Consider the following 26,457-nt stretch of genomic DNA (forward strand, 5'->3'; position numbering starts at 1 on the left):
CTGAAGATTTGCCTTTATAGTGATTTTTGGTGAGGAGCTATTACAGTGACTTTAGATAGAGCATAATATGAAAAAATATACATTTAGAATAGACGGTAAGGATTCTCTTAAGAAGCTGATCAAGCTGCCTACTGCACATTATAAGGTAGAGAGTATTGGTGGTAGATATATTATTCATTCACATATGGGCTCAGTTAAAGTAAGTGATATTCGCTTTGTAAACTTAAAGAAAGAAGGTGATAAAATCGCTTTATATGAAGGGAATTCAGCTCTCAAGCTTCAAAGTGGAGAGAGCTTTATTATAAGAGAGCTTTATTATAGAAGAAGAAGCTATTATTGGTAAAGATAGAAACGACGTTATGCACAAACTTGACTCATCGCAACCGGTGGGCACTGTACTGAACAACGTAGATGGTAACAAACATTTTGGTATTGGCTTATTCATTTCTAGAAGCGATCCAGATGGAGAATTAAACTATATTAATTTTTATAATTTTTATGATGAAAATGATCCAATACTACAAAAGATTAAAGAAGAGACAGGAGGGCTTTATCTTACAGTAGAAGATAATAGTCAAGATTGCTCTCGAACTGTTTATATATCAGATAAAGGTGGAAATCCTCTTCCAGAGTATAATTACTACAAGTATCAATATACACCAAGTATAGAAGAATTAGAAACAATAGATAGCCTAATTAATGCTGAAAACACTCAGCAAAAATTCACTTTGCAGAAAGGAGAAAAATTATCAGATGATACTTATGAAGCAAATATTGCCTTGGATGGTAAACCCATGGCTACTTTGCCAAAAATAGTTTACTACATGTACAATGGTCTGTTGGTTATACGTGATTATGTAAAAGGAGAGAAGATAATTATTCCAAAGGGCTTTCATTTTTTAAAAACTGATCAATCAGATAGGCTAACTTTTTGTAATATACTTGGTAACGAGTTCTTTGAGTATAAAAAATATGACTCAAAATACTCAAATACTTCTGATGAATGTAAATTCGTAAATCTAAATTGCGCAAAGAAAGGATACAATCTCGAAGAGTTATTGAGTCATTGGCCATTATTCCTCATCACAGAAGACTCCATTGAGCCTGGGTCTCCAAGCTGCAATTCAGCCACAGTATTTGAATTAAGAAATGGCGAAAAGTTTAGAAAAGTGGCTGAATTAACTAGTAAATTTAGTTATTTTAATGACAATGGTCAATTTATGCATTGTGATTGTCACGATGGAGCGGAGAGTTATGATCCCTCTAAAGTCAATATAGGAGAGGTGTATAGTGAATTTATTTGACAGAGGTTTTAGGTGTACACTTCCGGCTTTGTGCTAAATGGGAGTGTTAAATAAACCATACGCGTCAAGTTAAGAAAAAGTGAGAGGAAAGTTGACGGAGAGAAGGAAAAAATAGGGTATAAGCCCAACAAGTGTTGAAAGTGATATAAAAAGGATATAAAAGAGCTGTTGTTGCAGAAGAAAGGAGGCAATAATGGATCAAATAGAAGGCATACTAAACTTAATCAAAGGTGAGGATTTAGAAAAGCTAGGAAAATTAAATGAGGTGGATAAATATAATACTAAATAGTTGATAAGATGGTATTCAAGGGTTTAATGAGACTAATATTAATGGGACAAAAAACAAGCCTGAGAGCGCTAGAGATGGTAATAAATAGGTGTGTGATGGACAAAAATGATGATAAAAACAAAGTAACATATAGTGGTTTATCAAAGAGACTAAAATTTATAAACCCTGATTATTTTTAGGGGGTATATACTGATTTGATGAACAAAGTTGAAAAACTATTACCAAAAAAAACGTCACATAATTTACACAGATTCGATTCAACAATTATAAATCTATCAGGATATCTTATAAAGGATGGGTTAAAAGTAGAGTAACGACAGTCAAGTTAAGGTAAGTGTGGGATTAAAGAATCAATTGCCAACAAGTATAAGATTTTGCAAAGGGCAAGAAGAAGGTAGCGAAGATAGCATTGGTAAGAGCGATTAATGAAGCTAAAGTTGAAAAAGAGGATATTTTGTTATTTGATAGGGGAATTGCAAAAACAGGGACTTCCGCTGAGTTTAACGAAAAGGAATATAAATTTATTACAAGAATGCACTTAAAAAGAAGAGACCCCCTGCGAAAAGGTAGAAAGTAGGTGAAAACGACTAAAAAGCATGTAAAATGAAAATTTTAGAAGAGGGAAGATGGCAATAAGTTACGCAAAAGTTTCAAAGACCCAGTATATTTTTAGACAATTGACAGGGCTCACAACATCTGAATTTGAAAAAATTGTGGCAAAAGTGCGTCCAGAGTGGGAAAAAGAGGAAAGACAAGACCCCCTGCGAAACAACGTGAAGCAAGTTGCTGATAAAATCTGGTAGAAATCCCCAGCCCAAAAATTATTAAAAACTATGCCGCAAGTTCACAATACCCGCAATAATATTAAATCTCATGTTGTATTTCTTCTGAAAATTTCTGTAAATATTTGACATAATCTTAAAAACATTGATCTCGCGAATCTTATTTTCCACACGCATCCTGAACGATGGCAGCTTCCGATTATGCTCCTTTTGCTCCTCCGTTAGTGGCTTTTTACGGTGTTTTTTGTACGGAATCACAACGTTTTTCTGCAGTTTTTGCCAACCTTGATAGCCAGAATCAGCATATTTTATGCTATCTTTGGGCAACAATTTTTCCTATTTTCTTATGCGAAAATCATGCATTCGACCTCGATGTGACTTTGAAATCGACAAAATTTGCCCATTTCCCTCGATCACAATTTCGGTTTTTATTGTGGTCATTTTTTTCTTTCCGGAATAACTTTTCTTACGTTTTTTTGTGTCTTTTGGCCGCTGTATCGGTTGCTCTGTGACGTCTACTGAAATTTTTAAAATCCTTTCTGGCGTCAGCGTTCTATCCTTTTTTATAGTAATTTTTTTGGCCAATAATGGCTCCATTTTCTTCAAAAGTCGGCAAATATTTGAGTTGTGCAAATTAAACAAAAACCCTAAAAATGGATGCGTTATGTACGTTCTGTAATAAATTAGAACACATAAAATCCTGTCTTCTAGAGTCTCAACATGCGATTTTCTTCCGTGACATTTCTTTTTCGCCTCCATTTTTTCCCACTCTGGACGCACTTTTGCCACAATTTTTTCAAATTCAGATGTTGTGAGCCCTGTCAATTGTCTAAAAACATATGGTGTTCTTGCTATTTTCACGTAACTTATTGCCATTTTACTCTTCTAAAATTTTCATTTTACATGCTTTTTAGTCGTTTTCACCTACTTTCTACCTTTTCGCAGGGGGGCTAGTGTGTCACCATTCTTATCTTTAACATTAACGTCAGCACCATTTTCTACAAGACATTTGAAATTATGCCACATTCCCCTTCAAAAGGCTAATTGTAAAAGTGTGCGATTATCTTTATCTCTAGCATTCACATTGGTACCTTTATCCATCAAGTATCTTGCCGTATCTGTCTTACTATTACCGCAAGCTGCAACGAAAGCTGTTTCGCCGTCTTTATTGATAGCATTAATATCCGCACCTTTTTCGATGAGTAGCTTTACTAAATCCAATTTACTTTCTTCAATAGCTAGGTGCAAAGGTGTATTTCCATAGTCGTTTTTAGCATTAATATCCGCACCTCTATTCAAGAGAAGTTCTGCTACATCCAATCTTCCCATTTCAACAGCTGCATGTAAAGGTGTACCAGTATATTCCCCATAAATATTAATATCAGCACCTTTATCTAGAAGAAGGTTTATTATATCCAACCTCCCACGTCGAGCAGCTATATGCAAAGGTGCCTCATTATATTTGCCTTTAATATTAACACTAGCTCCGTTTTCGATAAGATATTCAACTATATTCAAATGGCCTCCCTTAACAGCCAAGTGCAAAAGCGTATCACCACTTTCATTTTTAGCATTAATATCAGCACCGTTCTCTATAAAATACTTTATCATATTCAAATCACCTTGCTCAGCGCCTGAGTGCACAGATGCATTTCTATATCTCACATGTGGCGCTTCTGTTACTCGTGACATCTCTGTTGTAATTTTGTGGCATTCCTGTTGTAACATTTTGCACTCTAGTGACTGGTGGAATTTGTGTTGTAGCATTTTGCCCTTTTGCGATTGGTGGCATTGCTGTTGTAACATTTTGTCCTTCTATACCATGCTCTTCACCAAAAAGCGCGTCAAAAACCCCAGAGGCTTCGCCGATTATCTCAGGCCATACATTTCGTTTTGAACGATGAAGCTCCACTGTATCATCTATTGTAGTTCCATTATTAGTTAATTGTTGCTCATTCACACCCATTTGACCCTCCTCAAATGTAATTAATAAATTACCGTCACCATGAAGCTAAATGGCTATAAAAAATTACTCACACACCAAAACTTGGCCCTATTTGTAACACATGTGTTTTTAGTGTCAACGATCTTTTTAAATGAATTTTGCATGAATGAGAAATTCAACCGAAGAGGGGTTCAGAGCAAACAATTAGCTTGAAGGCTTATAGTTTATTGCCACTGTTCTTGCAATTTTATCGTGAAAAAATTGCTTTCGTTTGTCAAATGCTGCAAATATTATCGCAATTACTATTGCAACTAGTAGGACAATATATCCACTTTAGAGGCGAATTATCTCCATAAAAATGTCTCTAGACACGCATCTAATTACTGCTTGCATTATAGTAACATTTTTAAATGTACTTGCATCTTTTATACGAATGCCACATAACAATTGTCCTGGGGTGCCGCTAAATCTTATTATCATGAACATTTCCAATATTTTAAAGAATATGAAAATAACAAACGTGATTAGCGATATGTTAGATTCAAAAAAATCATCAGCCATTTGAACACTATTTTTGGCTAATTCATTGCTTTCAAATGCCACTAATAATATTATTAATAGCGCAGAACACAAGAATGGCAAGATTCCTAACATAATAACACCATCAATTGTGCCAGCTATGACGCGCCTAGTTACTCCTGCATAATTTACTTTAGTATCCATTGCATGCTCCAAATCATTATGTAATATACTAGCGGGCAATTAAATAATAGTAAAATTGGTTGCTTGTATTGCTGTTTGAATTAACCTGTTCTCAAGTAAATTAAACCAATCCTAATTATCAGCAAAGTGCACTACAAAAAGTTACAATAATAGAAGATAAATTAGCTTATCCTATTATTTCTGGGATTTGGTATTAACACAAATTACGCTTGAAGTTTGTTGAAACTCCATACTTATATTGACATAAGATAAGAAAAGTTATGTGTGAAGCAACATATTTTTTTGCACTTCAAATTAAATATTTTTTAAAAGAAACATTATCTTTAGGACTATCTTAAATTCTTCTATTTGCTTATTTACTTTTAATTTTCTCAAAAATGGGCAAAAAGGCTACACTAGGTTGAGACAGCTTTCCATAAGATATGCATTATGAAAGTATAGTTAATGAATTATAGAAAATAATTTACCTACGCGGCTAAAATATATTAGGGGAAAAGTAGGCCAATGGCGCGGGTTTTAGAGCTATGCTAAATTTGACATAGATGAGTTTACAAAAAAGCATGGTGGCTGAGGAGGGATTCGAACCCCCGACCAAGAGATTATGATCCTCCTGCTCTACCAACTGAGCTACTCAGCCTGATTAAAAACCTTATTGTATATGTGACCTACATGCTTTGTATAATAAGCAAAATCAAATAATGATTCAAGTTTTTCTATTTTTATGATTTCGAGTAGTGATTTATCTTGTTTTAATTCGGTGAGAAAATCACTATTATTTTGTTTCACCTTCATAGCACTACTTTGAACGATTTTATATGCATCTTCTCTGCTTAAACCACTATTTACCAACTCAAGTAATACTCGTTGTGAAAAAACCAAGCCTTTTGAAGAATTTAAGTTTTTCCCAATATTTTCTTCATTAATAACCAGATTATTTATCAAATCTGTTAACCGAACTAGAGCAAAATCCATTGTGATGCAGGCATCAGGAGTAATGCATCTTTCTACAGATGAGTGTGATATATCTCGTTCGTGCCACAATGCAACATTTTCCAATGCAGGAAACACATAACTACGTATTAAACGCGCTAGCCCTGTCAGATTTTCACTCAAAATGGGATTACGCTTATGTGGCATAGCAGAGCTTCCCTTTTGTCCAGTAGAAAAATACTCAGAGATTTCTCCAACTTCAGTTCTTTGTAAGTGCCGAATTTCAACTGCAACATTCTCTATAGAACTTGCAATAATTCCTAAAACTGAAAAGAACAATGCATGTCTATCACGTGGAATCACTTGAGATGAAATAGTCTCAGGTGTAAGCCCCATTTCTTTTGCCACATATCCTTCAGCAGATGGATCTATATTTGCAAAATTGCCTACCGCACCTGATATTTTACAAGTTGATATTTCCTTTCGTGCAGTGCTTAATCTTTGATAATTACGTTGAAACTCAGCGTAAAATCTAGCAAATTTTAGCCCAAATATTGTTGGTTCGGCATGTATCCCATGGCTGCGTCCAATACATATAATATTCTTATATTCCTCAGCTTTCTTTTTTAATGCTACAAGTAAATTCTCTAGATTTTTGAGTAGAATATCACATGACTCTTTTAGCTGCACTGCAAGGCACGTATCCAAAACATCAGAACTTGTCATTCCATAATGGAGATAACGAATATCAACTCCAGCTCTTTCAGCAACATATGTTAGAAAAGCTATAACATCATGTTTTACAATGGATTCAATCTCGTTGATACGTTCAACATTAAAATCAATAGCACCAGAAAGCTTCTGAGCAACATCACTTGAAACAATACCCAGCTTTGCCTGAGCTTCACACGCTAATTTTTCTATTTTAAGCCATATATTAAACTTATTACTTTCTTCCCAAATGGAAGACATTTCTTTGCGGCTATAACGTGGGATCATTTTTGGTCAGTTTCATCACCACTGGCAACTTCTTCATCCATACTTTGTCCTACTTCCTCACCTTCTTGCTGTTGTGATTTTTGACTTTCCATCTTCACTTGTCTTAGCTCATGTGCATCAGTTTCTAACCTAACGACATGCACTGCAATTTGTACTATGACTTCGCTATGGAATTCTATACTTATTTGATATTCACCTAAATTCCTTATTCTTACACCATTGAAGGATATATCACGGTGATCTATTTCTTGTCCTTCTTGTAATAAAGATTTCGCGATTTCTCTTGTTGTTACAGAACCGAAAATTTTACCATCTTCCGAAGCTTGTTTTACTAATATTACAAATTTACCAATAAAAGATTCAGCTAGCTTTTTTGCCAAATTCAATTTTTTTAGATTCTCTTCCTCTAAAACAGAACGTTGCTCTTCTAATTTTGCTACATTTTCTTTAGTAGCTTTTACTGCTTTTTTTTGTGGAAAAAGAAAATTACGTGCGTACCCAGGCTTTACTTTGACAACTTCGCCAAATCTACCCAAAGTTCTTATATTTTCCTTTAAAATTATCAACATAAATTACCTAATTTTTTTTAGTACAATAAGGAACAAGAGCTAAAAACCGTGCTCTTATAATCGCCAAGCGCAACTTCCTTTGCCTTTTTGCACACACGCCCGTCAATCTTCTCGGTAATATCCTACCATAATCAGAAGTAAATCTGGATAATAAATCTGTATTCTTATAATTTATGTCCTCATCACTTGACTCAGCAAGAGGGCAAATCTTAGATCGCCTAAAGCCAGTCCTATTATTTACAGATAAATAAGAATTATTAAAATTATTTCGTCTTTTCATCATCACGCGCTTTGCTCCTCAACTTGTTTATTCATCATATGAGATTTACCTTCAAAAAACTTATCAACCTGTACAGACAGGTGGCGAATAACGTTCTCATTAAGTTTTATTCTACGCACAAACTCATCCATAATGCTTGAAGTAGAACTTATGCATAGCATGCAATAATAGCCGCTCTTCATTTTATTTATTGGATATGCAAAATCCAAAAGACCCCAATGTTCATACTTTATCAATCCTGAAGCTTGGATGTCTTCTAAAAGTTTCCCTAACCCTTTATTCAATTGAGTTGAGGTGTTTATTACTAGACCTTTCAAAATATCTTGAAAAATCTTTACTGTATATTCTGAGACTTTTCCTTTTAAGGCATTTACCAAATTCTGAATAAATGCACTTTTACTGATTTGCTGACTGCCTTCTGGAAGTTTTATAAAGTCTTGTGCTATTCCTAAATTTTTTAGATCATCCTTCAATTCTCTATCAATTTTTGATTTCACATCTTTCAAATTTGAAAAATCTTCTTCCAATTCAATCCATAAAATTTTTGCAAAACTTTCCAACAAATCAGAATAAACAACTAAGCTTTTTTGAATGCTTTTTGAGTGCGTTTCTAACTCTTGCTTTGTAAACTTGCCATTTTCCTTTTCAAGAATGTCCTTGATTTTCTGCAAAATCATGTCTGCTTTAATGTTTTGCAACGAAACAGCCAGTTCTTGTACCATTCCTTCTACTTCTTGCTGCAGTAACCCCTGTTGGGCTATAAAAGTAAATTCATAAAGATTCACTATCTCTTCCTTTAATATCGATTAAATATTTCATTATATAAAGCTTTTTTATATAAGCAAGTTATTTGTATTAATTTCTACGTCTTTAACCCAGCTTAAGTTAGATATCTCATAAATAACTTGAGGGGCGATTGAGTATGTATCCGGTAATAATATACTCACTTTATGTTTTTCAAGAAGAAGTTTCAGTAGAACTTTAGTTTTCCCTCTACTTTTTAATATTTCTTGTAACTCCATAGTGAACTTTTGCGGATCAGCAGAATCAATAATTAAAATTAATCCTTTTATAGCTGAAGTAACTCTTTCTGTAAAATCAGATATATCTTTGCCTACTAATCTTGTCCTATCTCCTGAAGTTTCAAGGTCAATGATCACAAATGTTCCTGGTGTAAATAGATCCCTTTTCTCTTCTATTATTTCATTATTGTAAAATGCTATCTCAGAAACATTATGTGGATCAGAAAGTGTCAGTATAACAAATCTTCCACGCTCTGATGTTCTCATGCGCGCATTTAATATCACTCCAGCAGTTTTTGCTGTCTTATGTTCTCCGATAAACCCAATATTTAACTGCTCTAAAAAAACTCTAAATTTTTTAAGCGGATGATTCGTTAAATAAAATCCTAATGAAAATAGTTCATGCTCTAACTTTTCATCTTCATCAAAATCTTCTACATTCTCAAGTTTTGGTTTTAGCACGTCAAGGTCGCCAAATAAAGCAGATTGATTTGATTCTCTATCCTGTTTGTTTTTATTTGCAAAGTAAATCAGCGTGCCAATTGACTCATACAATTGTTTTCTGTTCTTATGCACACTATCACAAGCTCCAGATTTAATAAGGCTTTCTAGTGCTCTTTTGTTTATAATGTGACCTGAATTTTGAATAAATTCCCATATATCATTATAATAACCTGAACGTTCATTTACTATCCCTTGCGCTATAGAAAAGCCAACATTTCTCAAAGCAGCGATACCGTAACGTATGCACTCACCTTCTATGCAAAATTCAGCTTGAGATTTATTTATATCAGGAGGAAGAACAGTAACACCACTAAACTTTGCTGCATGATAAAATAAATTCAGCTTATCCCGATCATCGATATTCAAGTTCATTAATGCTGTAAAGAACTCCAGTGGATAATTGGCCTTAAGGTAAGCAGTTTGATAAGATATGATCGCATATGCAGCAGCATGAGATTTATTGAACCCATAGCCGGCAAATTTCGCTACTAGGTCAAAAATGTAACTTGCTCTATCATAATCAATACCATTTTTCGTAGCACCACTCACAAAAAGTTCACGCTGTTTATCCATTTCTGCCTTGATTTTTTTACCCATAGCACGTCTCAGCAGATCTGCTTCTGCGAGGCTATACCCAGAAAGAATACGGGCTATTTCCATCACTTGTTCTTGGTAGATTATTACTCCAAATGTTTCTTTGAGGACTTCTTCAAGTAATGGGTGAATATAATCTGGTTTTTCAAGCCCATGTTTTCTTGCAATGTAAGTTGGAATGTTATCCATTGGACCAGGGCGATAAAGAGAAATCAAAGCAATGATATCTCCAATGCAGTCTGGTTTTAATTTGATTAAAGATTCTCTCATTCCTGAGCTTTCAAGCTGGAACACACCAATAGCGTCACCGCGTGAAAGCATTTCATAGGTTTTTTGATCGTCTAAATCTACGGCCAAAATATCGATCTTTTCCCCATCACGATTAATTAAACGACATACACGATCTATTAGCGTTAAAGTGCCAAGTCCAAGAAAGTCAAATTTTACAAGCCCTGCTTTCTCCACATATTTCATACTATATTGAGTAATTGGCAAGGCTGAATTTGAATCATAATACACAGGAACGAAATTCTCTAATTTTTGATCGCATATTACAATTCCAGCAGCGTGGGTTGAAACGTGCCGATATATACCTTCGAGTTTCAGAGATATATCAAGGAGTTTTGCAATGACTTCATCGCTATCACGTTCCTTCTGCAGGTTTTGATCAAGTTCAATTGCTTGTGATAAAGTCACAGGATTTACTGGATTAAACGGAACCATTTTAGATATCTTATCTACCTGAGAGTAAGGCATTTGCATCACTCTCCCAACATCGCGCAATACCGCTCTTGCCTGCAATTTTCCAAAAGTAATTATTTGAGCAACATAACCGTATTTTTTCTGAACATAATCAATTACCTGATCTCTTTTTTCCTGGCAGAAGTCGATATCAAAGTCAGGCATCGATATACGGTCAGGATTGAGGAACCTTTCAAATATTAATCCAAATTTTATGGGATCAAGATCTGTGATCTGCAAGCTCCAAGCAACAATTGAACCTGCACCAGAACCTCGCCCAGGGCCAACTGGAATGCCATTTGCTTTGCTCCAGCGAATAAAGTCGGAAACTATTAGAAAGTAACCAGCATAGTTCATTGAAGTTATTACACTTAGTTCATAATCTAACCGGTCGTAGTATTGTTTAAGGATTATGTCTGTTTCATTTGCAATCCTTAGCTTCAACCCTGCGGTTGCCTGCTCTTTCAACTCTTCATTCTCAGTTTTACCCTCTCTACAAGGAAATTTAGGCAATATAGGCAGTCTACTTCTTGGCATATAGGAGCACCTTTGTGCTATTACCAAAGTATTGTGAATTGCTTCTGGAATATCGCTAAACAGCTTCTCCATTTCTGTTACAGACTTAAAATAATGCTCAGTGGTTAATTTTTTTCTATTGCCCTCCACAGCGTAACTTCCTTCGGATATGCATGTTAATATGTCGTAAGCCTCGTAATCTGACCTATTAGAAAAAAATACATCATTCGTTGCAACCAGCGGAATATTGTGCTGATAAGCAAAGTCTATTAAAATTTCTTCCAGTTCCAACTCTCTACTTAATCCATGACGCTGTAATTCAACGTATAAACGGTCACCAAACGTTGATATTAATCTACCAATAGTTTCTTTATCTTGTGCTGATAGTAGCTGCGCTAATATTCCTTCACATCCACCAGTTAAAGCAATTAAACCTGCATTTGAATTCAATAATTCATCAAAATCAATATAAGGAGTATCACTGCCAATTTTGCGTTTTCTAAAGGATTCACTTACTAAACTGACCAAATTAGTATACCCTTGCTCGTCCTTTGCAAGTAACAGTATAGATAAATCTTGATCATCATGTTTAACTACAATGTTACATCCTATTATAGGCTGTATTCCCCTATTTGCTGCATATTCTGCAAACTCAAGCGAGCCAAATAAATTACCTGAATCAGTAACCGCAACTGCCGGCATCTTATTCTGCACACAAAGACCAATCAGCTCTTCAATTTTGACAGAGCTTTCAAGCAATGAATAAACACTATGAACACGCAAGTGTATGAACATAAGAAACTTTAAATAAGTAATAAGAGAGTAACATTAATTTGTCTGTGAAGACATAGTTTTGCGATAAGCAAGCGATTGATAAATAAATCATGAAGATATTTTTCTTGGTATTAAGATATTTTATGTTATAATGCAAGCAGCTATTATTGAGGGGTATGGCTATAGTAAGTAAATATATCATCGAAAAAGCGGCTTTAAAGTTATCTATAAGCAAAAAACTAAAATCGTTAGAACATAGCTTCTTAGACGCTCTAAGTAATGACTTTACAAACTACAAAATCTAATAAGCCAGCTTATTAAAGCTTATAGAAGCACACCAAAAGAAGAAAAAAAGTGGTTTGGTATAGAGAGTCTAAAAATCTTTAATCTTAAGAATGATAAAGGACAAACTGTAATAATGCTTGCAGCAGAACGTAGCAGGGCAGATCTTTTGAGGAAATGGTATCACATCCCTGGAATATTAACTGATTATAGCGATTTACCTGAAGCATTACACGAAGTCTATAAGCAACGGATTTCTTCGTACATCGTACAAGATAATGAAGGTAATAACGCATTGATGCGTGCAATAAAGTCTGGTAATTCAGCATGTTTCCCATTTTTACTATCCCCAGAAACAGCAGCAATCCTTAATCAAAAAGATAACGAGGGAAAGACAGCTTTAATACATGCCATTGAAAGTAGAAATTCTGATGTAATAGAAGAATTTCTGAGAGTAGTTGCAGAGGTACTTAGCGGCGTAAATCAATATGACCCAGGACATGAGGTTAAGCTTGAAGTAGATTATAGGATTTTGAATTGTATAAAAAGCATTAAAGACAACAAGATAAAGTCTCAAGTAGAAAAGTGTTTAGATGGGTTGGCAAAACATATTTATTATACAGATATGCCTAAACTTATGCCTGTTTCGAAGCTAAAAAGTAACAGTACTACTGATACAATGCCTACCATACACAAGAGTCCAAAGAAAGTAGAAACAATACCTGGGAATATAATGTTCGATGTGATAGACATGATAACTCAAGTAAGTCCTTCCCCGATTTTAAAAAAATAAAGTGGTGGGGGATGACTGAGCGTTCGTGGAAATAATGATTCTAAAACTTAAACAGCACACTTTTACTTACGTGATCCCCCTGACCATACACTTAAATTGTTCACCTCAAGGCTAGGATGTTCACCTAACTACATAAATTTGATCCAGGCAAAACTCATTTGAGTTAGCTATATCATAGTAACACAATTAAACCCACTACAACTGGGGCATCTGCAATCCCATTGTTCCAGTTCTTTCTGACAATTCTTGCACTTCCAGCATGGATCATGTAAAGCTTCGTTATTGGCTTTATTTAGCCACTCTATTGCTTTATCATGCTCGTGCAACATAATTTTTAGCTGTATCATAATAAAGTAGATTGAGATGTAGTTAGCTTTTTTTATAGCAGTACCTAAATATTGTTCTGCAATGTCATATTTACCTGCAGTAATTGCAGATGAAGCAAGTAAACAATGACTGAAATAGTAATCAGGGCGTAAATTGTATAGTCTTTCTGCTTTATCGTGATTCAAGCTAATATAAAGATTAGCTGCTTGCGGAGTCGGGCTTATTTCATACTCTGCTTCTAGCACTGCGGAAGCTTTTCTGATTTTTCCAAGCTTAATATATAATTCTGCCTTTAAATAATTAACAGGCTGGAAAGCTGCATAATAATTTTGTGCTCTGAATAAAGACTTCATAGCCTCTTTGAAATTCCCTTTGTTTTCATATTGTCTTGCCAAAGCACAGTAAAACACAGCAAATATCTCCTTATAATCAAATGGAAGAAAAATATTGAGCTTCACGGCTTCCTTTAGCCTAAAAATTGCATTAGTCCAATCTTCTTTTAATATGCAGTGTTCTATTTGAAATGGAATAGACAATATTTTATCATTAATTGAGCTAGAACAATGCTCTATAAATTTTTGAAAAACTATTTTTTCCTGTTTTAGATGTGCAATCAGCTTATTAGCGAGAAGTATAGCTAAATTACGGTTCTTATTTGCAATATTAATTACACTGCTACTAAAAAGACTGTAATTTCCTATCTTACCTGCATCAAAGGCTTTAACTAAAGATATTCTATCGCTTTCCTCGTTTAGGCTTTTAATTAGTCTTTGAGTGTTCTCTATATTGCCTAAATCTAGGCTAAAAAACGCTTCAAATAAAAGCAATTCTTCTTTATCTTTTCTCCTGTTTCTTATGTTAGTAAAAGTTGATGAAACAGAGGGAAAAAAGCGTGCAAGTATAATTGATAAAAATAATAAAATTGTGCAAATAAAAATAATGAAATACAGATCAATATTTATAGTGTAGCTGCCTAATTCTAACTTTAAAACTTCACCGCTTACTTTGACCCATATAAATAAAAATGAAAGAGCAAAAATTATAAAATAAATCATGAGATATACTGTAATAAATGACGATATATTATTGAGATATTCTTAGAGGCTATAGCAAATTCATTTAATTTATTTAGCCAAGGCTTAAATTCTGGATTAGTTAAAGTGCTTGCTAAAGTAGCTATACTTTGCCAATCATTTTCATTTATTGACTCTTCTATTTCTGCAAACTTTACCCTAAATGGATCATTTTTGTTTTTTGCTTTTACCCAATTTGAAATGAATTTTTTAAATAATGTACTTTTATTGTAATCAATAGTATCAATAGTTTTTTCAAAAGATACTTTGAGTTCATACAAAGTATCTATTTCTTTCAAATTTTCCAATTTATTTATTGCATTTTCTATCTCTGGGTCATCAAGCTCCGATATCAAAAGCTTTACCCCATTAATATGATTATCAAATTTTGCTTCCTGTAATAATGAGCTCTTCATTTTCACTACAAGTAATAACAATTTTGCAAGATTCTTATACCTCGTGCTACCGTCACCTATTTGCTCACATTGAGTATGCAGGCTCCTCTTGAAATCGAATATCTTCTTTTCTATTCTAGACTGATTAACTTCAAGCAACATCCTAAATTCATACATGCTTTCTGACAAAGCTTTCACATTATTTTCATTTTCTTGCTGGTTTGCTTTTAAGAGTATTATGTTATTTACTGTCATGTATCCGGCAAACAATAACACAATTAAGAACCAAGCTATGTATTTTTGCTGAGTTTCATTCATAACGTAGTATCTCCGCAGGATCTTGGCTAGCCGCTCGCAAAGCAGGAGCAATTGTCGCTAAAAATGATAAGAACAATGCAAGTGCAGAAACATTTATTACGTCTTGAGGAATTAATATCACAGGTAAACTTGAAAAAAAGTATATCATAGGATCAAAAAGTTTAACATTAGTAATACCTTCTAAGAATATTCTAATATTTTCAATATTGAGAGAAAAAACGACACCTATAATACAGCCAAGGCAAGTTCCTGCAGAGCCGATTAATATACCACAAATACAAAATATGCGCATAATGCTACCATTTGTTGCACCAAATGTACGCATAATTGCAATTGCAGATTTCTTTTCTTGCACTATCATCATTAAGTTCGAGACAATATTAAATGCTGCTACAACTATAATCAAAGTAAGAATTAAAAACATCACATTTCTTTCGGTTTTTAAAGCATTAAAATAGTGGCTTTGCTCTATTTCCCAGCTTGCAGATTCCATTCCTACTTCTTTTTCTATAATCTTTGCAAGTTTGCTGGATTTAGTAATGTCATTCACAAACACTTCTATGTTTTTTATACTATCTTTATAATTAAAAAAGGCCTGTGCTAATTTTAGAGGCATATATATCAAGGCGCTGTCGTATTCAAACATACCCATATCAAATATCCCGACAACTTTATACTTTTTCATTCGCGGCATTTCACCAAGCAGTGCGTCAAACCCTTCAGGTGATATAAGCGTAATTTTATCGCCATATTCAATATTCAAATTTTCTGCTAAGCGTGCCCCTATTATTACTCCTTCATCAAAATTTTTTATGTCACCAACAATAACATTCTTTGTAACAACAGTATTACTCAGTAGATCCTCAATTGCTACACCTCGAACTATGGTACCCGCAATGTTGCCATTTGCTGAAATAATAATTTGATCATGAGTCATGGGAGTAGCTTTTAATACGCCTGGAATTTTTTCAATGGACTTTGAAACTGCACAATAATCTGGGTTTATATTTTTATCAAAATACACGTTGATATGGCCATCAATACCAAGTATCGAATCAAGCAACTTTGCCCTAAATCCATTCATCACAGACATCACTACTATTAATGTTGCAACTCCAAGCGCAATGCCGATAATAGAAAATAACGTCATTATGGAGCAAAATCTTATATTTTTTGCCCGCAGATAGCGAATGGCCATGGTGATCTCAAAGGTGATGGACATTAGTCATTTTCACTATAAATCAAGATTGATTATAAGATATCTTGCGAAAAGCACAAAGCTTTGCTTCATGTTTTTTCTGTTGAAGCGAGCTCCCTATAATTTAAAGAGAGCTACTATAAAAATCTAAGAGCAGATACCACCAGGAGCTGCTCCTTTTTTAGGTTCAGATTCAGGTACATGTTGTTCCTTACCTACTTCATTCATTTCAGCGCTTGGAGGTTTTTTAGGTACATGATAGCAAGCAAAGCCAACACCCAATAATCCTGCACAGCCTAGAATTCCAGCAGCAACTATTCCTGGAGTAGCACCTACTGTCATTGGCATAGAAGCAGTTAATATGATTGTTGTTATTGCAGCAATAGCAGATACTGCCATCACACCACCAGCAAAACCAATTACAATTGCCTGTCTTGTTTGAATTTCTTTTATTATCTCTTTGTTATCTTTTTTAGCAAATTCTTTAGCTTTTTCTTTACTGATAAATAAGCATTGCATCTACAAACCACTTTTCAGTATTACAGCAAGTCTACCCTCCTGCTTAGAAAATTCTATAATCTCCTCAGCTTCTTTTTGTTTATTTGCACAACCAGCCCCAAATAAGTCACTTGCTTCACGATCAATCTTTTCTTTTGCCTTCTCCAAAAGCTCTTTTATCTTTGGGTTAACATGTTTTTTTTCATAAAAATAACTATTTAGTACCTTTATTGGGCTTGCTCCTTTTTTTAATAGAGCTTCTACCACCTTTATATGGCCTTCGTGAGCAGCATAATACAAAGCAGCACTATGTAAAGGAGTATTTCCACAGTCATTCATTATATTAATATCTGCATAATTTGCAAGGAGAGCTTTTACTATCTCTATATGACCTTCATAAGCAGCAAGATGCAAAGGGGCCTCTCCAAAACGATTTACGGCATTAATACCTGCACCATTTGCAAGAAGATGTGTTACCACCTTTAAACTGCCTATTTCGGCAGCATAATGTAAAGGAGTCTTTCCATATTTATCTGCTGCTTTAACATCTGCACCTCTTTCAAGTAGATGTGTTACCACCTCTAAACTGCCTCTTTTGGCAGCATAATGTAAAGGAATCTTTTTTAAAAGACCTACTGCATTAATACCTGCACCATTTGCAAGAAGATGTGTTACCACCTTTAAACTGCCTCTTTCGGCAGCATAATGTAAAGGAGTATTTCCACCTTTATCTGATATACTAACATCCACACCTTTTTTAAGTAGATATGTTACTACCACTAAACTGCCTTTTCCGGAAGCATAATGTAAAGGAGTCCTTTCACCTTCATCTCTTGCACTAACATCAACACCTTTTGTAAGTAGAGTGTCCACTATCCCTATATAACCTCCATGAGCAGCATAATGTAAAGGAGTCTTTCCATATTGATCTACTGCATTAGCATTTGTACCATTTTCAAGAAGGTGTTTTACCACCTCTAAACTGCCTTTTTCGGAAGCATGATGTAAAGGAGTTTGCTTAAAACTATCTACTGCATTAACATTTTTACCTGCTGCAAGAAGAGCACTTACTTCATCTATAAGACCTTCGCTAGCAGCAACATGCAAGAAATTATTACCTTCTTTATATCGCATAACTTTCTCCAACTTAAAATATATATATTAATTATTAAATATTTTAACAAAGAGGTCAAGAATTTTAATCAATAGCCAACAGCAACTAGAGATGAAACTCCCGGAATCCAGAAGTCTTATGCTGTTATTTTAAAAGAATAGCGAGAATCAATTAAACTTTTACTTGTTTTCCTTCTGGTTCATGCTGATTTGCATGTTGTTCTTTCATTTCAGTATTGGGTTTTGACATTATGCAGGCAATGTAGCCAGCAACCGGCACTGCTAATCCTACTATAAAAATTGCTGCAAATATAGGAAGTGGCTCAATTTCAATTACGTCATACATAAATAGTGCTATTGCTATAACACCACCAATCAATCCTGTTCCAACGCCAGCAACAACACCCTTCTCTTCTGGTGTCATGAAAAGCCATTCCATACGTATACCTTCAGCATACTCTTTTGCAGTCCATCCACGTTTATCTGCTGCCCTAACATCTGCACCTTTTGCAAGGAGAGCTTTTACTACCTCTGTATATCCCCTTTTAGCGGCAAGATGTAAAGGAGTTCGCCCATTTTCATCCACTATATCAACATTTGTTTCTTCTTGCTCAAGTAGAAGTTTTACTACCTTTGCCTGACTCCATATGGCAGCAAGATGTAAAGGAGTCCATCCATTATTATCTTTTTCATTGACCTTTGCATCTTTTGCAATCAGAGCTTCCACTACCTCTACATGGTCTCTGTGAACAGCAAAATGTAAAGGAGTCAGTCTATCGTGATTTGTTGCATTAATGTTTATTCCTTCTGCTTCTAATAGAGTTTTTACTACCTCTATATGACCCTCTCCAGCTGCATAATGTAAAGGAGTACATCCATTTTTATCTTTTTCATTAACATTTGCATCTTTTGCAATCAGAGCTTTGACTACCTCTATATGGCCTCTGTGAACAGCAAGATGTAAAGGAGTCCATCCATTATTATCTTTTTCATTAACATCTGCTGCACCTTTTGCAATCAGAGCTTCTATTGCCTCAGCCCTATCATACATGGCAGCATAATGCAAGCGAGTTGATCCATCATTATCTTTACTATACAGCATAACTTCCTCCAACCTAAAATATATAGCTTAATTGTAAAATATTTTAGCAAAAAAATCAAGAATTTTAATTAAGAACCAAAATTTTAATTAAGAACCAACGGCAACTAGAGATCTTTCTGAGACATTGATTTCTTTTATATCTCTAACTTTGCCATCATGATCAAAAGAAATTTGTAGTGATTTGCTACTATATTTTCTCTTTCCTAGAAAGTTAGCTTGTTTGATTTTGTATGAAACGTAATACCAAACATTACCATCAAATTTTGATACTAATGTTGGTGACCCTAAAGTATGCACTACTTTTTCTTTATCATCCCCTATTTTTATTTGGCTCCATAATTCAACGCTCATACCAGGAGCCCCATGATTGTGGATGGTATGCGTGCAGCTTATTAAAAATAACAAAACAAATGATATTAGTATTCGCATTTTCGCTGATAAATTACTTGAGGTCATAATACACTGATAAATACTTACCGTCAAACTTCAAAAAAGTTAAATTGACTGATTTGTAATATCGTTTAACATTAAATTAAGTAAAAATAGCAGGTATATGATGTCACTACTGGAAGCAGATCCAATATATAAACCTTTTAATTACCCTTGGGCATATGACGCATGGTTGCAGCAACAAAGGATACACTGGATACCTGAGGAAGTTCCGCTCGCTGATGATGTGAAGGATTGGAAAACCAAACTTTCACACGCAGAGAAGAATTTATTAACTCAGATCTTTAGATTCTTTACTCAAGCAGACATTGAAGTAAACAACTGCTATATGAGACACTATTCAAATATATTTAAGCCAACAGAAATATGTATGATGCTTGCAAGCTTTTCCAATATGGAAACAATACATATTGCAGCTTACTCCTACCTTTTAGATACAATTGGCATGCCAGAAAGTGAATATGAGGCATTTTTGAAATATGATGCTATGAGAAAAAAATATGAATATATGCTAGAATTTGAAGAAAGTAAAAAACATGACAAAAAACATGTAGCGAAAACTCTTGCTATATTTGGTGCCTTTACTGAAGGGTTGCAGTTATTTGCATCGTTTGCGATTTTACTGAATTTTCAACGCTTTGGAAAAATGAAAGGTATGGGACAAATAATCGCTTGGTCGGCACGTGACGAGACTTTGCATACTAATTCAATTATTATGTTATTTAATACATTCGTTAAGGAAAATAATGAAATTTGGGATGATGAATTCAAAGAGGAGTTATATTCTGCGTGCAGAACTATTGTTGGACTTGAAGATGAGTTTATAAAACTTGCCTTTGAATTTGGTGCTGTGGAAGGTCTATCTGCAGATGAAATAAAACAGTATATAAGATATATAGCAAATAGAAGATTAGCGCAGTTAGGTCTTGAGTCCATATATGATGTTAATGACAACCCAATTCCGTGGCTCGATGAAATATTAAATGGTGTGGAGCATACTAACTTCTTTGAAAATAGAGTAACTGAATATAGCCGTGCAGCAACCCAAGGAACATGGGAAGAAGCTTTTGTTGATCCAACATTAAGTAATACGGATAAATAATTTATTTACGTTAAGATATATATGGCTAGTTGGCAAAGCATGGCACTCTCAATGAATTAGCAGAGAGAGTGAGCAAAGGGTTAACCATAATTAAAGTACATCAAGTGAAGTATAAGGAGTAGGACTGTCTTGTGCCTCAATATAATTGCTAGAAGAGTAGGAGCTTGCTTCTCCTTTAAGAGCAGGAGTTTGTTGCAGTGTGACTTCCTTATCAGTCTCCCATGCAACTTTTTTCATTATTTCAGCAAATTCTTTACATTTTGTGTCACCTGCACAATCCTTTATTTTACCATTAGGTTTTAAATAAGGTTTTAAATAACTGTAATATATTTGAGTGTTATTACCATCTTTGTCTATCATTTGTCCCGCACTATTAACGAGTATTATATGGTGCAACTTCTTTTGCTTTGATATTACCCTGAGTAGATTCACTAATGATATTAGGGCATAATTTACCGAAGAAGTTGTTATTATATAATGGATTAGCATAGTAACCGGCAGGATAACAAACACTCTTAGTATCATTGACAAGAAGGGTGGTTTTTTGCTGCTGTATCTGTGCAATTGCTAGGACTTCCCCATGAAAAATTAATAGGACTTGTAAAATCAAATATATAATTTACTGCACCATATTGACCGTGTGCCCCTTTTTCTATATGTGGTGCAATTTTAGGATTTGCAAACATTTCAGGATGCAATGCTTTCAATATATCGTGTGTATGAAACCCATCGCGCCCTACCTGAGAGTAACTTTTATAGTAACCACTATATGATCCACAGTTTGCTGCTTCAGTATGGTCTAAGGTTATTTCTTCAGGCATAATGGTGCCTGCTTCTTTATTTGTATCCTCCTCCTCCTCTACTTTTTTCTTAGCAGCATCCTCTTCTGCCTTTTTCTTAGCGGCTGCATCGTCATCAGATGTACCTTTACCAGTTTCATCCTTACCGTCTTTACCAGTTTCACCACCAGTACCTTTACCAGTTTCACCAGTGTCTTTGCCAGTTTCCAGTACCCTTTCCGGCTTCACCCTTACCATCTTTACCAGTATCTTTGCCGGTTTCACCAGTACCTTTGTCTATACCTACCTCACGATTACCATCATCATCATCGTAGTATGAGTTTGGCATGGAAAAATTTAGTACTAATGTATTACCACTGTTCGATGTACTATATGGATAATGATATGCATAACTTATACCTTGCTGATGTGGATAAAAAAAATTGTACGTTAACATGAAATACCTCTACTATAAATTGTTGAAAACGTCAGGATGAAATTGATGAAAAAGAGATGCACAGCGTGCATCTCCATAAACAAACTCTGTATTATACAATGTCAAAGTTTTCTACATTGTATACATCATCATGTGCAGGTGCGCTTGATGGTACTTCTTTTGTCTTATCACCCCCACTAGCTGATTTATCAGTACGTACATCTATGACTGATTTATTGATTGCGTCCATACACGCTTTGCATGAACTATTATTTTGACATCCACCTATAAGTTTACCCTCTGAGCTAATCTCAAGATCGTTTTTAGATTTTTCGAGAACGTTTATACACTGTTTCATATTCTGACCTGTGCCGTTTTTAGTGACAGCTTCGAGAATTTCTCCAGTTACAGGGTTATAGTACTTTCTAATACAAGTGATAAACTTCCATAATCGCCTTACCAACCAAAAGGTGTAGATTATCCTGCTGATGCATGCGAGTCCTGAGCCAGCTTTTAATCGTATGCCAGCAATGCTCAATTGGATTCAGATCTGGTGAGTACGTAGGAAGATAGAGCAAATAGCAACCTATAGATTCTATTAATTCCCTTGTTTTAGCGGTTTTATGAAAAGCAGCATTATCCATAATTATAGTTGTACCAACAGGCAACTTTGGTAGCAATATTTGCTCCAGCTACGCATTGAATACATCCTTATCGCACCCTCCAGTGAAGGTCATGGGCGCAATAAAATTTTTCTTAATCCACCCACCTGTCATACTGATTCTCTCGCGTTTTTTGCCCGTAATGTCTGCATAAATTTTCTCCCCCTCGTGGAGCTCTTCCATATTCTGGGTATAGCCTATTATCGACTCCTGCTTCATCTATATACACAATGCTTTCATGGTCTATTTTGGCAACTTTTTCGACAAATTTTTGCCTATCTTCGTGGTTCCGCTCTCGGTAAAGCGTGGTCTTTTTTTTCTTGTGATTTTTAACTGCTTCAGCCTATACCAGATCGAATTTATCCCAAATCCTAGGTTTTGTTTCATCTCCATTAGCGTCTGATCTGGGTGTTTTTTAACATACTCTTTCAGCATTTTTGGATCTATTTTTCTTATAAAACCACTCATTTTTGCTGGTTTTAAGCTCTCACCTGCAGCCTTCTTTTTTAGCCATCTGTATAACGTTGCTATTCCTATCTCCAAAAGTTCTGCAACCTCTTCCTTTGGCTTTCCTTTTTTAACCAAAGATACTGCTTTCTCTCTTAAATCAACACTGTATACCATCACTTTTCCTACATGCCTAAATGGTCATTATACAGTTATCATTTGCTTTGGAAAGTACTATAGTAGTTATTGCAAGCTTTGATAGGTCAAGTGGTGGTTTTTTTGCTTCAGGTTTAGGTTGTGGGCAGCATGGCGAACACATATTAAGCACCATTGTGTTACCAGTGTCGTGATGGTGACCATGCGGAGCACAATGATTGTGCCATGAATCATAATGATTGTGGAATGAATGAAAAGCAGGTGTAGGCATACAAGATGTATATGCAGGTGGAAAAGTTGGTAGGCAAGACGTATTTACATGTGCGTATGCATATGGGTTTATGTGTGAGGGTGAGAAAAAATTACATGTCATAATAATCCTTCAAAAAATAACATGAAACTATTATAAGACAAATTAGTTAAAAAATTAATAATATTTACTATAATGTATAATTAGATAAAGCTAATGTTTTGGAAAAACACCTGTCACTTGATAATCAAAGTAAAAAAGCTCTGTATTTTTTTATATGAATGATATATTTGTGGGAAGAGTTACAGTTCTCTTTAAAAAAATTTAAACAAGGTACTCTTAATGAAACTATCAGAACAAGCATGGGAACAATCAGAAAATATTTATCAAGCTATTATTCAGCACCCATTTAATCAAGAGTTAATACAGGGAACATTACCAAAAAAAAAGCTTGGCCATTATATAGAGCAAGATTCCATATATTTAACGAGTTTAGCGCATGCATTTGCTAAAATTGCAGCATTGTCTCAAAATGCAAAAGACATTAAGCAGTTCTCAAAATTTGCATTGGATTCAATAGTTATTGGCGAAGAAATTGTAAATAAATTTATACAAAGTGAGCTTAATCTTGAAATAACAGGTAATATTACAAATGCAACCTCAAATTACGTGAAATATTTGGCTGATATGTCGACTGACCAACCCATTGAAGTAGTTGTGGCGGCAATCTTACCGGCACTTTGGATTTACCGTGAAGTTGCATTACATATCGCAGAAAAGGCTAACACCGATAATCCCTTTAGCTTATGGATTGAAACCTACTCTGGCCTGGAATTTTCACATGATGTTGAATATGTTATAGAAGTTTTCGATAGCTTTGCTGAGCAAGGAGCAGAGACTACAAAATCACGAATGCTTGATGCATTTTATAAAGCAGCTTCCTTGGAAAAAGAATTTTTAGACGATATATACAATTTATAGTATTTTTCAAAACAATATTGCAGTCTTGGTTCACAATTTATAGTTTTTACAAATCCGAAGATTAGTGCTAGATTAAAAGCATGTAAATGAATAGAAAAAGAAAATGATTGAAATTAAAGGCCCAGAAATTGGGGAAGGGGAACACAAGAAAAACTTAGTTGTTTTTTTACACGGCTGGGGCTCAAGTGGAGATAACTTCATTCACCTTGCTAAAGTTATGAGCAAATTTTTACCTGATTCATATTTCGTAGCTCCTAACGCTCCATTTGAAAGGGAAATAGGCGATGGTTATCAGTGGTTCAGTTTGGAAGATCGTAGTGAGGACGCTCTATATAACGGGGTAAAAAATGCTGCATTAATTGTAAACAATTTTATTGAGACAAAACTAAGAGAAATGAATTTAAGCGATGCGCAGCTTTCATTAGTTGGATTTTCTCAAGGAGCAATGCTTGCAATACACACAGCTCTAACACGCATGCAGCCTTGTGCATCAGTTGTTGGATATTCTGGTAGATTTCTTTCACCTTCAAAAGTAGCATCAGAGATTAAATCAAAACCTAATATGTGCCTTATTCATGGTGATGCTGATGATGTGGTACCTTTTTCATCGCTTGGCTTAGCAGTGAAAGCCTTAAAAGAAAATGGAGTAAATGTTGAAGGGCACGCTATTCATTCATTAGAGCACATGATTAATGATAAAGGAATAAAACTAGGTATAGAGTTTATCAAGAAAAACTCTAAAAATTGATTTTCATGTATTTGTTTTTTCTAATTAGCTTTGCCTGCACTTTTTCTTAATTTGGTGAGTATGGTTTGTTGAACATTCCATTTACCTACACAGAATTTTATCCATATTAACACAGGATTCGGTGTTTATGCATGTCAACATAGGATGTTTTATATTAGTATTAATCTTTTCTTCTTCAGCCAGAATTTTCTTGAGTGCATCTCCTAATATTGCTGCAACACATCTTACTAATAATGTATAATCATCTTCGGGTATTTCTATCTCAAGCTTAAGATATCCTGAATCATATCCTGCAGCTTCTGCCATACAAATTACAAAATCTTTGTTTGTTTTTATTAACTCTACTATGAATCTTCTATCCTCTAATAAATTTATTGCTATATCTGATTTTAGCAATTTACTTAGATTATCTAAATTTTTTGTAACTTTATTCATTAAAATTTTATTTTTCAATAATGCTTCAGTTATGTTTACTAATAGCTCTTTCACAACATCTCTGTTTTTATACTTCATTTCTGAGATTCCCTCGATGAAATCATGCAACTTTACTTCGTTGCTGACTAAATGATTGATAAAATTCTCATTGCTAATCATGTTTTTCACATATAAAGCTACAACGTAATTACTGAGAGGACACTCTTCCATTTCTATGCTTGATATGCATTCTGGAAGCTGAAATTTTATTATAAATGGTCGTCTAGCGTTGGAATAAATTGCTTGTTTATATTCCACTATGCAATAACGTGAATCAGAGTAATTACTCTCATATTCAAATAATAGCAAAAATAACATTATATTTTTTCGGTTATCCTTCATTTGCTTAAAAAAATTGCGATTATTTAATAGTTTAAGTAAGAATTCTGATAATCCGTCACGATAGAAGTCATTATGAATAGTTCTCTTGCCAAAAAGAAATTCACTATTGTAGGAGAGTTCACCATGCAGAAATCTCTTACAATAAAAAAATCTATCGCTTGGCTGCAATGTACCATCATGAGGCCCATCATACTGTTGAACAAACACTTTCTCTCTAGCCAAGATGATTTTGAGTAGCTCTATGGATTCTTTATCCTTGTCTATAAAAAATTTCTCTTCTTCATTTTTAGATAGGATTTGTATTATCATTGGGTCTCTAATTAAGATATGAAATTGGTCCATAGCTGTTTTGCCATAAAATTTATTATAGAAAGATTTTAAAATAAGTTGCTCAAATTTCGCTGTTTTAGCCACAGCCATCCTCATTTACTATTCATATAATAACTATACTAAATTCTTTATTTAAAATTTATTACTTTGCTTAAAGGGAAGCTCAAAATTGTCATCCTTGCTAGAATAACAAGGTTACTACAGAATAAACTATTGAATTTTGAAAAAA

Annotated in this window: 33 protein-coding genes, 1 tRNA gene and 1 pseudogene; 9 read left to right on the forward strand and 26 right to left on the reverse strand. The window is 34.5% G+C overall.

What is annotated here, in order from left to right:
* Positions 1-67: 67 nt before the first annotated feature.
* From AAGD89_RS03290 to AAGD89_RS03310, 5 genes are all read left to right on the forward strand, one after another.
* Positions 68-343, forward strand: coding sequence for a hypothetical protein (locus AAGD89_RS03290; RefSeq protein ID WP_341808831.1), 276 nt, complete (start codon positions 68-70; stop codon positions 341-343).
* A gap of 16 nt (positions 344-359) precedes the next feature.
* Positions 360-1,304, forward strand: coding sequence for a hypothetical protein (locus AAGD89_RS03295; RefSeq protein ID WP_341808832.1), 945 nt, complete (start codon positions 360-362; stop codon positions 1,302-1,304).
* Positions 1,305-1,601: 297 nt separating this feature from the next.
* Positions 1,602-1,772: a hypothetical protein gene (locus tag AAGD89_RS03300; protein ID WP_341808175.1), complete on the forward strand. Its 171-nt coding sequence runs from the start codon at positions 1,602-1,604 to the stop codon at positions 1,770-1,772.
* A 230-nt stretch (positions 1,773-2,002) separates the two neighbouring features.
* Positions 2,003-2,170, forward strand: coding sequence for a hypothetical protein (locus AAGD89_RS03305; RefSeq protein WP_341808833.1), 168 nt, complete (start codon positions 2,003-2,005; stop codon positions 2,168-2,170).
* Between the two features lie 49 nt (positions 2,171-2,219).
* Positions 2,220-2,396 carry a hypothetical protein gene (locus AAGD89_RS03310; protein WP_341808834.1) on the forward strand — a complete coding sequence of 59 codons (177 nt, stop codon included), beginning with the start codon at positions 2,220-2,222 and terminating at the stop codon, positions 2,394-2,396.
* A 21-nt stretch (positions 2,397-2,417) separates the two neighbouring features.
* Here AAGD89_RS03310 and AAGD89_RS03315 read toward each other — a convergent pair.
* The 10 genes and pseudogenes from AAGD89_RS03315 to dnaE all read right to left on the reverse strand — a co-directional run bounded on the left by AAGD89_RS03315 (position 2,418) and on the right by dnaE (position 11,993).
* Positions 2,418-3,251: pseudogene (locus AAGD89_RS03315) on the reverse strand (transposase family protein).
* Positions 3,252-3,407: 156 nt separating this feature from the next.
* Complete coding sequence (locus AAGD89_RS03320; RefSeq protein ID WP_341808835.1) at positions 3,408-4,040, reverse strand: ankyrin repeat domain-containing protein; 633 nt, start codon at positions 4,038-4,040, stop codon at positions 3,408-3,410.
* The gene (locus tag AAGD89_RS03325; RefSeq protein ID WP_341808836.1) at positions 4,030-4,341 is read right to left on the reverse strand and encodes a hypothetical protein; all 312 of its coding nucleotides are present in this window, start codon (positions 4,339-4,341) and stop codon (positions 4,030-4,032) included. The genes AAGD89_RS03320 and AAGD89_RS03325 overlap by 11 nt, the downstream gene beginning before the upstream one ends.
* 312 nt (positions 4,342-4,653) lie before the next feature.
* Positions 4,654-5,043, reverse strand: a complete 390-nt coding sequence (locus AAGD89_RS03330) for an RDD family protein (RefSeq protein WP_410541864.1) — start codon at positions 5,041-5,043, stop codon at positions 4,654-4,656.
* A 561-nt stretch (positions 5,044-5,604) separates the two neighbouring features.
* Positions 5,605-5,680 (reverse strand) — tRNA-Met (locus tag AAGD89_RS03335).
* Complete coding sequence (purB, locus tag AAGD89_RS03340) at positions 5,671-6,972, reverse strand: adenylosuccinate lyase (protein ID WP_341808837.1); 1,302 nt, start codon at positions 6,970-6,972, stop codon at positions 5,671-5,673. The genes AAGD89_RS03335 and purB overlap by 10 nt, the downstream gene beginning before the upstream one ends.
* Positions 6,969-7,541 carry a 50S ribosomal protein L9 gene (gene rplI / locus AAGD89_RS03345; RefSeq protein ID WP_341808838.1) on the reverse strand — a complete coding sequence of 191 codons (573 nt, stop codon included), beginning with the start codon at positions 7,539-7,541 and terminating at the stop codon, positions 6,969-6,971. Before rplI ends, purB begins: the two co-directional genes overlap by 4 nt.
* A gap of 7 nt (positions 7,542-7,548) precedes the next feature.
* Positions 7,549-7,824, reverse strand: a complete 276-nt coding sequence (rpsR, locus tag AAGD89_RS03350) for a 30S ribosomal protein S18 (protein ID WP_341808908.1) — start codon at positions 7,822-7,824, stop codon at positions 7,549-7,551.
* The gene (gene rpsF, locus AAGD89_RS03355; RefSeq protein ID WP_341808839.1) at positions 7,824-8,606 is read right to left on the reverse strand and encodes a 30S ribosomal protein S6; all 783 of its coding nucleotides are present in this window, start codon (positions 8,604-8,606) and stop codon (positions 7,824-7,826) included. Before rpsF ends, rpsR begins: the two co-directional genes overlap by 1 nt.
* Before the next feature lie 48 nt (positions 8,607-8,654).
* Positions 8,655-11,993 (reverse strand): DNA polymerase III subunit alpha, encoded by a 3,339-nt coding sequence (dnaE, locus tag AAGD89_RS03360; protein ID WP_341808840.1) that lies wholly within the window; start codon positions 11,991-11,993, stop codon positions 8,655-8,657.
* A 397-nt stretch (positions 11,994-12,390) separates the two neighbouring features.
* Between dnaE and AAGD89_RS03365 the strand changes: the two genes are divergently transcribed.
* Positions 12,391-13,047: an ankyrin repeat domain-containing protein gene (locus tag AAGD89_RS03365; protein WP_341808841.1), complete on the forward strand. Its 657-nt coding sequence runs from the start codon at positions 12,391-12,393 to the stop codon at positions 13,045-13,047.
* Between the two features lie 167 nt (positions 13,048-13,214).
* Here AAGD89_RS03365 and AAGD89_RS03370 read toward each other — a convergent pair whose 3' ends face one another.
* From AAGD89_RS03370 to AAGD89_RS03400, 7 genes are all read right to left on the reverse strand, one after another.
* Positions 13,215-14,429, reverse strand: a complete 1,215-nt coding sequence (locus AAGD89_RS03370) for a heme biosynthesis protein HemY (RefSeq protein WP_341808842.1) — start codon at positions 14,427-14,429, stop codon at positions 13,215-13,217.
* A complete protein-coding gene (locus tag AAGD89_RS03375; protein WP_341808843.1) occupies positions 14,426-15,160 on the reverse strand; it encodes a hypothetical protein in 735 nt (244 codons plus the stop codon). Before AAGD89_RS03375 ends, AAGD89_RS03370 begins: the two co-directional genes overlap by 4 nt.
* A complete protein-coding gene (locus AAGD89_RS03380) occupies positions 15,153-16,382 on the reverse strand; it encodes a lipoprotein-releasing ABC transporter permease subunit (RefSeq protein WP_341808844.1) in 1,230 nt (409 codons plus the stop codon). The genes AAGD89_RS03375 and AAGD89_RS03380 overlap by 8 nt, the downstream gene beginning before the upstream one ends.
* Before the next feature lie 123 nt (positions 16,383-16,505).
* On the reverse strand, positions 16,506-16,877 hold the full coding sequence (locus AAGD89_RS03385; RefSeq protein WP_341808845.1) for a hypothetical protein: 372 nt from the start codon (positions 16,875-16,877) through the stop codon (positions 16,506-16,508).
* Positions 16,878-17,990: an ankyrin repeat domain-containing protein gene (locus tag AAGD89_RS03390; RefSeq protein ID WP_341808846.1), complete on the reverse strand. Its 1,113-nt coding sequence runs from the start codon at positions 17,988-17,990 to the stop codon at positions 16,878-16,880. It lies immediately after the preceding gene.
* Between the two features lie 151 nt (positions 17,991-18,141).
* Positions 18,142-19,071, reverse strand: coding sequence for an ankyrin repeat domain-containing protein (locus AAGD89_RS03395; protein WP_341808847.1), 930 nt, complete (start codon positions 19,069-19,071; stop codon positions 18,142-18,144).
* Positions 19,072-19,158: 87 nt separating this feature from the next.
* Complete coding sequence (locus AAGD89_RS03400) at positions 19,159-19,500, reverse strand: outer membrane protein assembly factor BamE (RefSeq protein ID WP_341808909.1); 342 nt, start codon at positions 19,498-19,500, stop codon at positions 19,159-19,161.
* Between the two features lie 127 nt (positions 19,501-19,627).
* On the opposite strand from AAGD89_RS03400, the gene AAGD89_RS03405 reads away from it, so the two are divergent.
* Positions 19,628-20,623, forward strand: a complete 996-nt coding sequence (locus AAGD89_RS03405; protein ID WP_341808910.1) for a ribonucleotide-diphosphate reductase subunit beta — start codon at positions 19,628-19,630, stop codon at positions 20,621-20,623.
* A 90-nt stretch (positions 20,624-20,713) separates the two neighbouring features.
* Here the strand turns inward: AAGD89_RS03405 and AAGD89_RS03410 are convergent, their stop codons facing one another.
* From AAGD89_RS03410 to AAGD89_RS03440, 8 genes are all read right to left on the reverse strand, one after another.
* A complete protein-coding gene (locus AAGD89_RS03410; RefSeq protein WP_341808848.1) occupies positions 20,714-20,983 on the reverse strand; it encodes a hypothetical protein in 270 nt (89 codons plus the stop codon).
* A 161-nt stretch (positions 20,984-21,144) separates the two neighbouring features.
* Positions 21,145-21,660: a hypothetical protein gene (locus tag AAGD89_RS03415; RefSeq protein WP_341808849.1), complete on the reverse strand. Its 516-nt coding sequence runs from the start codon at positions 21,658-21,660 to the stop codon at positions 21,145-21,147.
* Positions 21,608-21,859, reverse strand: coding sequence for a hypothetical protein (locus AAGD89_RS03420; RefSeq protein ID WP_341808850.1), 252 nt, complete (start codon positions 21,857-21,859; stop codon positions 21,608-21,610). The genes AAGD89_RS03415 and AAGD89_RS03420 overlap by 53 nt, the downstream gene beginning before the upstream one ends.
* Before the next feature lie 91 nt (positions 21,860-21,950).
* Positions 21,951-22,196: a hypothetical protein gene (locus AAGD89_RS03425; RefSeq protein WP_341808851.1), complete on the reverse strand. Its 246-nt coding sequence runs from the start codon at positions 22,194-22,196 to the stop codon at positions 21,951-21,953.
* 67 nt (positions 22,197-22,263) lie between these two features.
* Positions 22,264-22,482, reverse strand: coding sequence for a transposase (locus AAGD89_RS07275; protein ID WP_410541844.1), 219 nt, complete (start codon positions 22,480-22,482; stop codon positions 22,264-22,266).
* 48 nt (positions 22,483-22,530) lie between these two features.
* Positions 22,531-22,719 (reverse strand): hypothetical protein, encoded by a 189-nt coding sequence (locus AAGD89_RS03430; protein WP_341807927.1) that lies wholly within the window; start codon positions 22,717-22,719, stop codon positions 22,531-22,533.
* Between the two features lie 24 nt (positions 22,720-22,743).
* The gene (locus AAGD89_RS03435; RefSeq protein ID WP_341808723.1) at positions 22,744-23,124 is read right to left on the reverse strand and encodes an IS630 transposase-related protein; all 381 of its coding nucleotides are present in this window, start codon (positions 23,122-23,124) and stop codon (positions 22,744-22,746) included.
* 16 nt (positions 23,125-23,140) lie between these two features.
* On the reverse strand, positions 23,141-23,374 hold the full coding sequence (locus AAGD89_RS03440; protein WP_341808852.1) for a hypothetical protein: 234 nt from the start codon (positions 23,372-23,374) through the stop codon (positions 23,141-23,143).
* Between the two features lie 321 nt (positions 23,375-23,695).
* Here AAGD89_RS03440 and AAGD89_RS03445 point away from each other — a divergent pair, with 321 nt between their 5' ends.
* Together AAGD89_RS03445 and AAGD89_RS03450 are read left to right on the forward strand one after the other, a co-directional pair.
* Complete coding sequence (locus AAGD89_RS03445) at positions 23,696-24,334, forward strand: TenA family protein (RefSeq protein WP_341808853.1); 639 nt, start codon at positions 23,696-23,698, stop codon at positions 24,332-24,334.
* A gap of 103 nt (positions 24,335-24,437) precedes the next feature.
* Positions 24,438-25,082, forward strand: a complete 645-nt coding sequence (locus tag AAGD89_RS03450; protein WP_341808854.1) for an alpha/beta hydrolase — start codon at positions 24,438-24,440, stop codon at positions 25,080-25,082.
* An 81-nt stretch (positions 25,083-25,163) separates the two neighbouring features.
* On the opposite strand, the gene AAGD89_RS03455 is transcribed toward AAGD89_RS03450, so the two are convergent.
* Positions 25,164-26,312: a hypothetical protein gene (locus AAGD89_RS03455; protein WP_341808855.1), complete on the reverse strand. Its 1,149-nt coding sequence runs from the start codon at positions 26,310-26,312 to the stop codon at positions 25,164-25,166.
* Positions 26,313-26,457: the final 145 nt, after the last annotated feature.

Origin of the sequence: Wolbachia endosymbiont (group E) of Neria commutata (assembly GCF_964026735.1) — a bacterium.
Taxonomy (GTDB): domain Bacteria; phylum Pseudomonadota; class Alphaproteobacteria; order Rickettsiales; family Anaplasmataceae; genus Wolbachia.

What these genes read in the sequence shown, in the direction of transcription:
- AAGD89_RS03405 (WP_341808910.1), top strand. Translation starts at nt 19,628, where the DNA reads ATGTCACTACTGGAAGCAGATCCAATATATAAACCTTTTAATTACCCT.
- AAGD89_RS03445 (WP_341808853.1), top strand. Translation starts at nt 23,696, where the DNA reads ATGAAACTATCAGAACAAGCATGGGAACAATCAGAAAATATTTATCAA.
- AAGD89_RS07275 (WP_410541844.1), bottom strand. Translation starts at nt 22,482, where the DNA reads ATGGATAATGCTGCTTTTCATAAAACCGCTAAAACAAGGGAATTAATA.
- AAGD89_RS03420 (WP_341808850.1), bottom strand. Translation starts at nt 21,859, where the DNA reads ATGTTAACGTACAATTTTTTTTATCCACATCAGCAAGGTATAAGTTAT.
- AAGD89_RS03395 (WP_341808847.1), bottom strand. Translation starts at nt 19,071, where the DNA reads ATGCTGTATAGTAAAGATAATGATGGATCAACTCGCTTGCATTATGCT.
- AAGD89_RS03365 (WP_341808841.1), top strand. Translation starts at nt 12,391, where the DNA reads ATGCTTGCAGCAGAACGTAGCAGGGCAGATCTTTTGAGGAAATGGTAT.
- AAGD89_RS03440 (WP_341808852.1), bottom strand. Translation starts at nt 23,374, where the DNA reads ATGCCTACACCTGCTTTTCATTCATTCCACAATCATTATGATTCATGG.
- AAGD89_RS03290 (WP_341808831.1), top strand. Translation starts at nt 68, where the DNA reads ATGAAAAAATATACATTTAGAATAGACGGTAAGGATTCTCTTAAGAAG.
- AAGD89_RS03380 (WP_341808844.1), bottom strand. Translation starts at nt 16,382, where the DNA reads ATGTCCATCACCTTTGAGATCACCATGGCCATTCGCTATCTGCGGGCA.
- AAGD89_RS03370 (WP_341808842.1), bottom strand. Translation starts at nt 14,429, where the DNA reads ATGATTTATTTTATAATTTTTGCTCTTTCATTTTTATTTATATGGGTC.
- AAGD89_RS03385 (WP_341808845.1), bottom strand. Translation starts at nt 16,877, where the DNA reads ATGCAATGCTTATTTATCAGTAAAGAAAAAGCTAAAGAATTTGCTAAA.
- AAGD89_RS03415 (WP_341808849.1), bottom strand. Translation starts at nt 21,660, where the DNA reads ATGGTAAGGGTGAAGCCGGAAAGGGTACTGGAAACTGGCAAAGACACT.
- AAGD89_RS03300 (WP_341808175.1), top strand. Translation starts at nt 1,602, where the DNA reads ATGGTATTCAAGGGTTTAATGAGACTAATATTAATGGGACAAAAAACA.
- AAGD89_RS03400 (WP_341808909.1), bottom strand. Translation starts at nt 19,500, where the DNA reads ATGCGAATACTAATATCATTTGTTTTGTTATTTTTAATAAGCTGCACG.
- AAGD89_RS03430 (WP_341807927.1), bottom strand. Translation starts at nt 22,719, where the DNA reads ATGAAGCAGGAGTCGATAATAGGCTATACCCAGAATATGGAAGAGCTC.
- AAGD89_RS03410 (WP_341808848.1), bottom strand. Translation starts at nt 20,983, where the DNA reads ATGATAGACAAAGATGGTAATAACACTCAAATATATTACAGTTATTTA.
- rplI (WP_341808838.1), bottom strand. Translation starts at nt 7,541, where the DNA reads ATGTTGATAATTTTAAAGGAAAATATAAGAACTTTGGGTAGATTTGGC.
- AAGD89_RS03435 (WP_341808723.1), bottom strand. Translation starts at nt 23,124, where the DNA reads ATGGTATACAGTGTTGATTTAAGAGAGAAAGCAGTATCTTTGGTTAAA.
- AAGD89_RS03390 (WP_341808846.1), bottom strand. Translation starts at nt 17,990, where the DNA reads ATGCGATATAAAGAAGGTAATAATTTCTTGCATGTTGCTGCTAGCGAA.
- AAGD89_RS03375 (WP_341808843.1), bottom strand. Translation starts at nt 15,160, where the DNA reads ATGAATGAAACTCAGCAAAAATACATAGCTTGGTTCTTAATTGTGTTA.
- dnaE (WP_341808840.1), bottom strand. Translation starts at nt 11,993, where the DNA reads ATGTTCATACACTTGCGTGTTCATAGTGTTTATTCATTGCTTGAAAGC.
- rpsR (WP_341808908.1), bottom strand. Translation starts at nt 7,824, where the DNA reads ATGATGAAAAGACGAAATAATTTTAATAATTCTTATTTATCTGTAAAT.
- AAGD89_RS03425 (WP_341808851.1), bottom strand. Translation starts at nt 22,196, where the DNA reads ATGAAACAGTGTATAAACGTTCTCGAAAAATCTAAAAACGATCTTGAG.
- AAGD89_RS03330 (WP_410541864.1), bottom strand. Translation starts at nt 5,043, where the DNA reads ATGGATACTAAAGTAAATTATGCAGGAGTAACTAGGCGCGTCATAGCT.
- AAGD89_RS03295 (WP_341808832.1), top strand. Translation starts at nt 360, where the DNA reads ATGCACAAACTTGACTCATCGCAACCGGTGGGCACTGTACTGAACAAC.
- AAGD89_RS03325 (WP_341808836.1), bottom strand. Translation starts at nt 4,341, where the DNA reads ATGGGTGTGAATGAGCAACAATTAACTAATAATGGAACTACAATAGAT.
- AAGD89_RS03450 (WP_341808854.1), top strand. Translation starts at nt 24,438, where the DNA reads ATGATTGAAATTAAAGGCCCAGAAATTGGGGAAGGGGAACACAAGAAA.
- AAGD89_RS03310 (WP_341808834.1), top strand. Translation starts at nt 2,220, where the DNA reads ATGGCAATAAGTTACGCAAAAGTTTCAAAGACCCAGTATATTTTTAGA.
- purB (WP_341808837.1), bottom strand. Translation starts at nt 6,972, where the DNA reads ATGATCCCACGTTATAGCCGCAAAGAAATGTCTTCCATTTGGGAAGAA.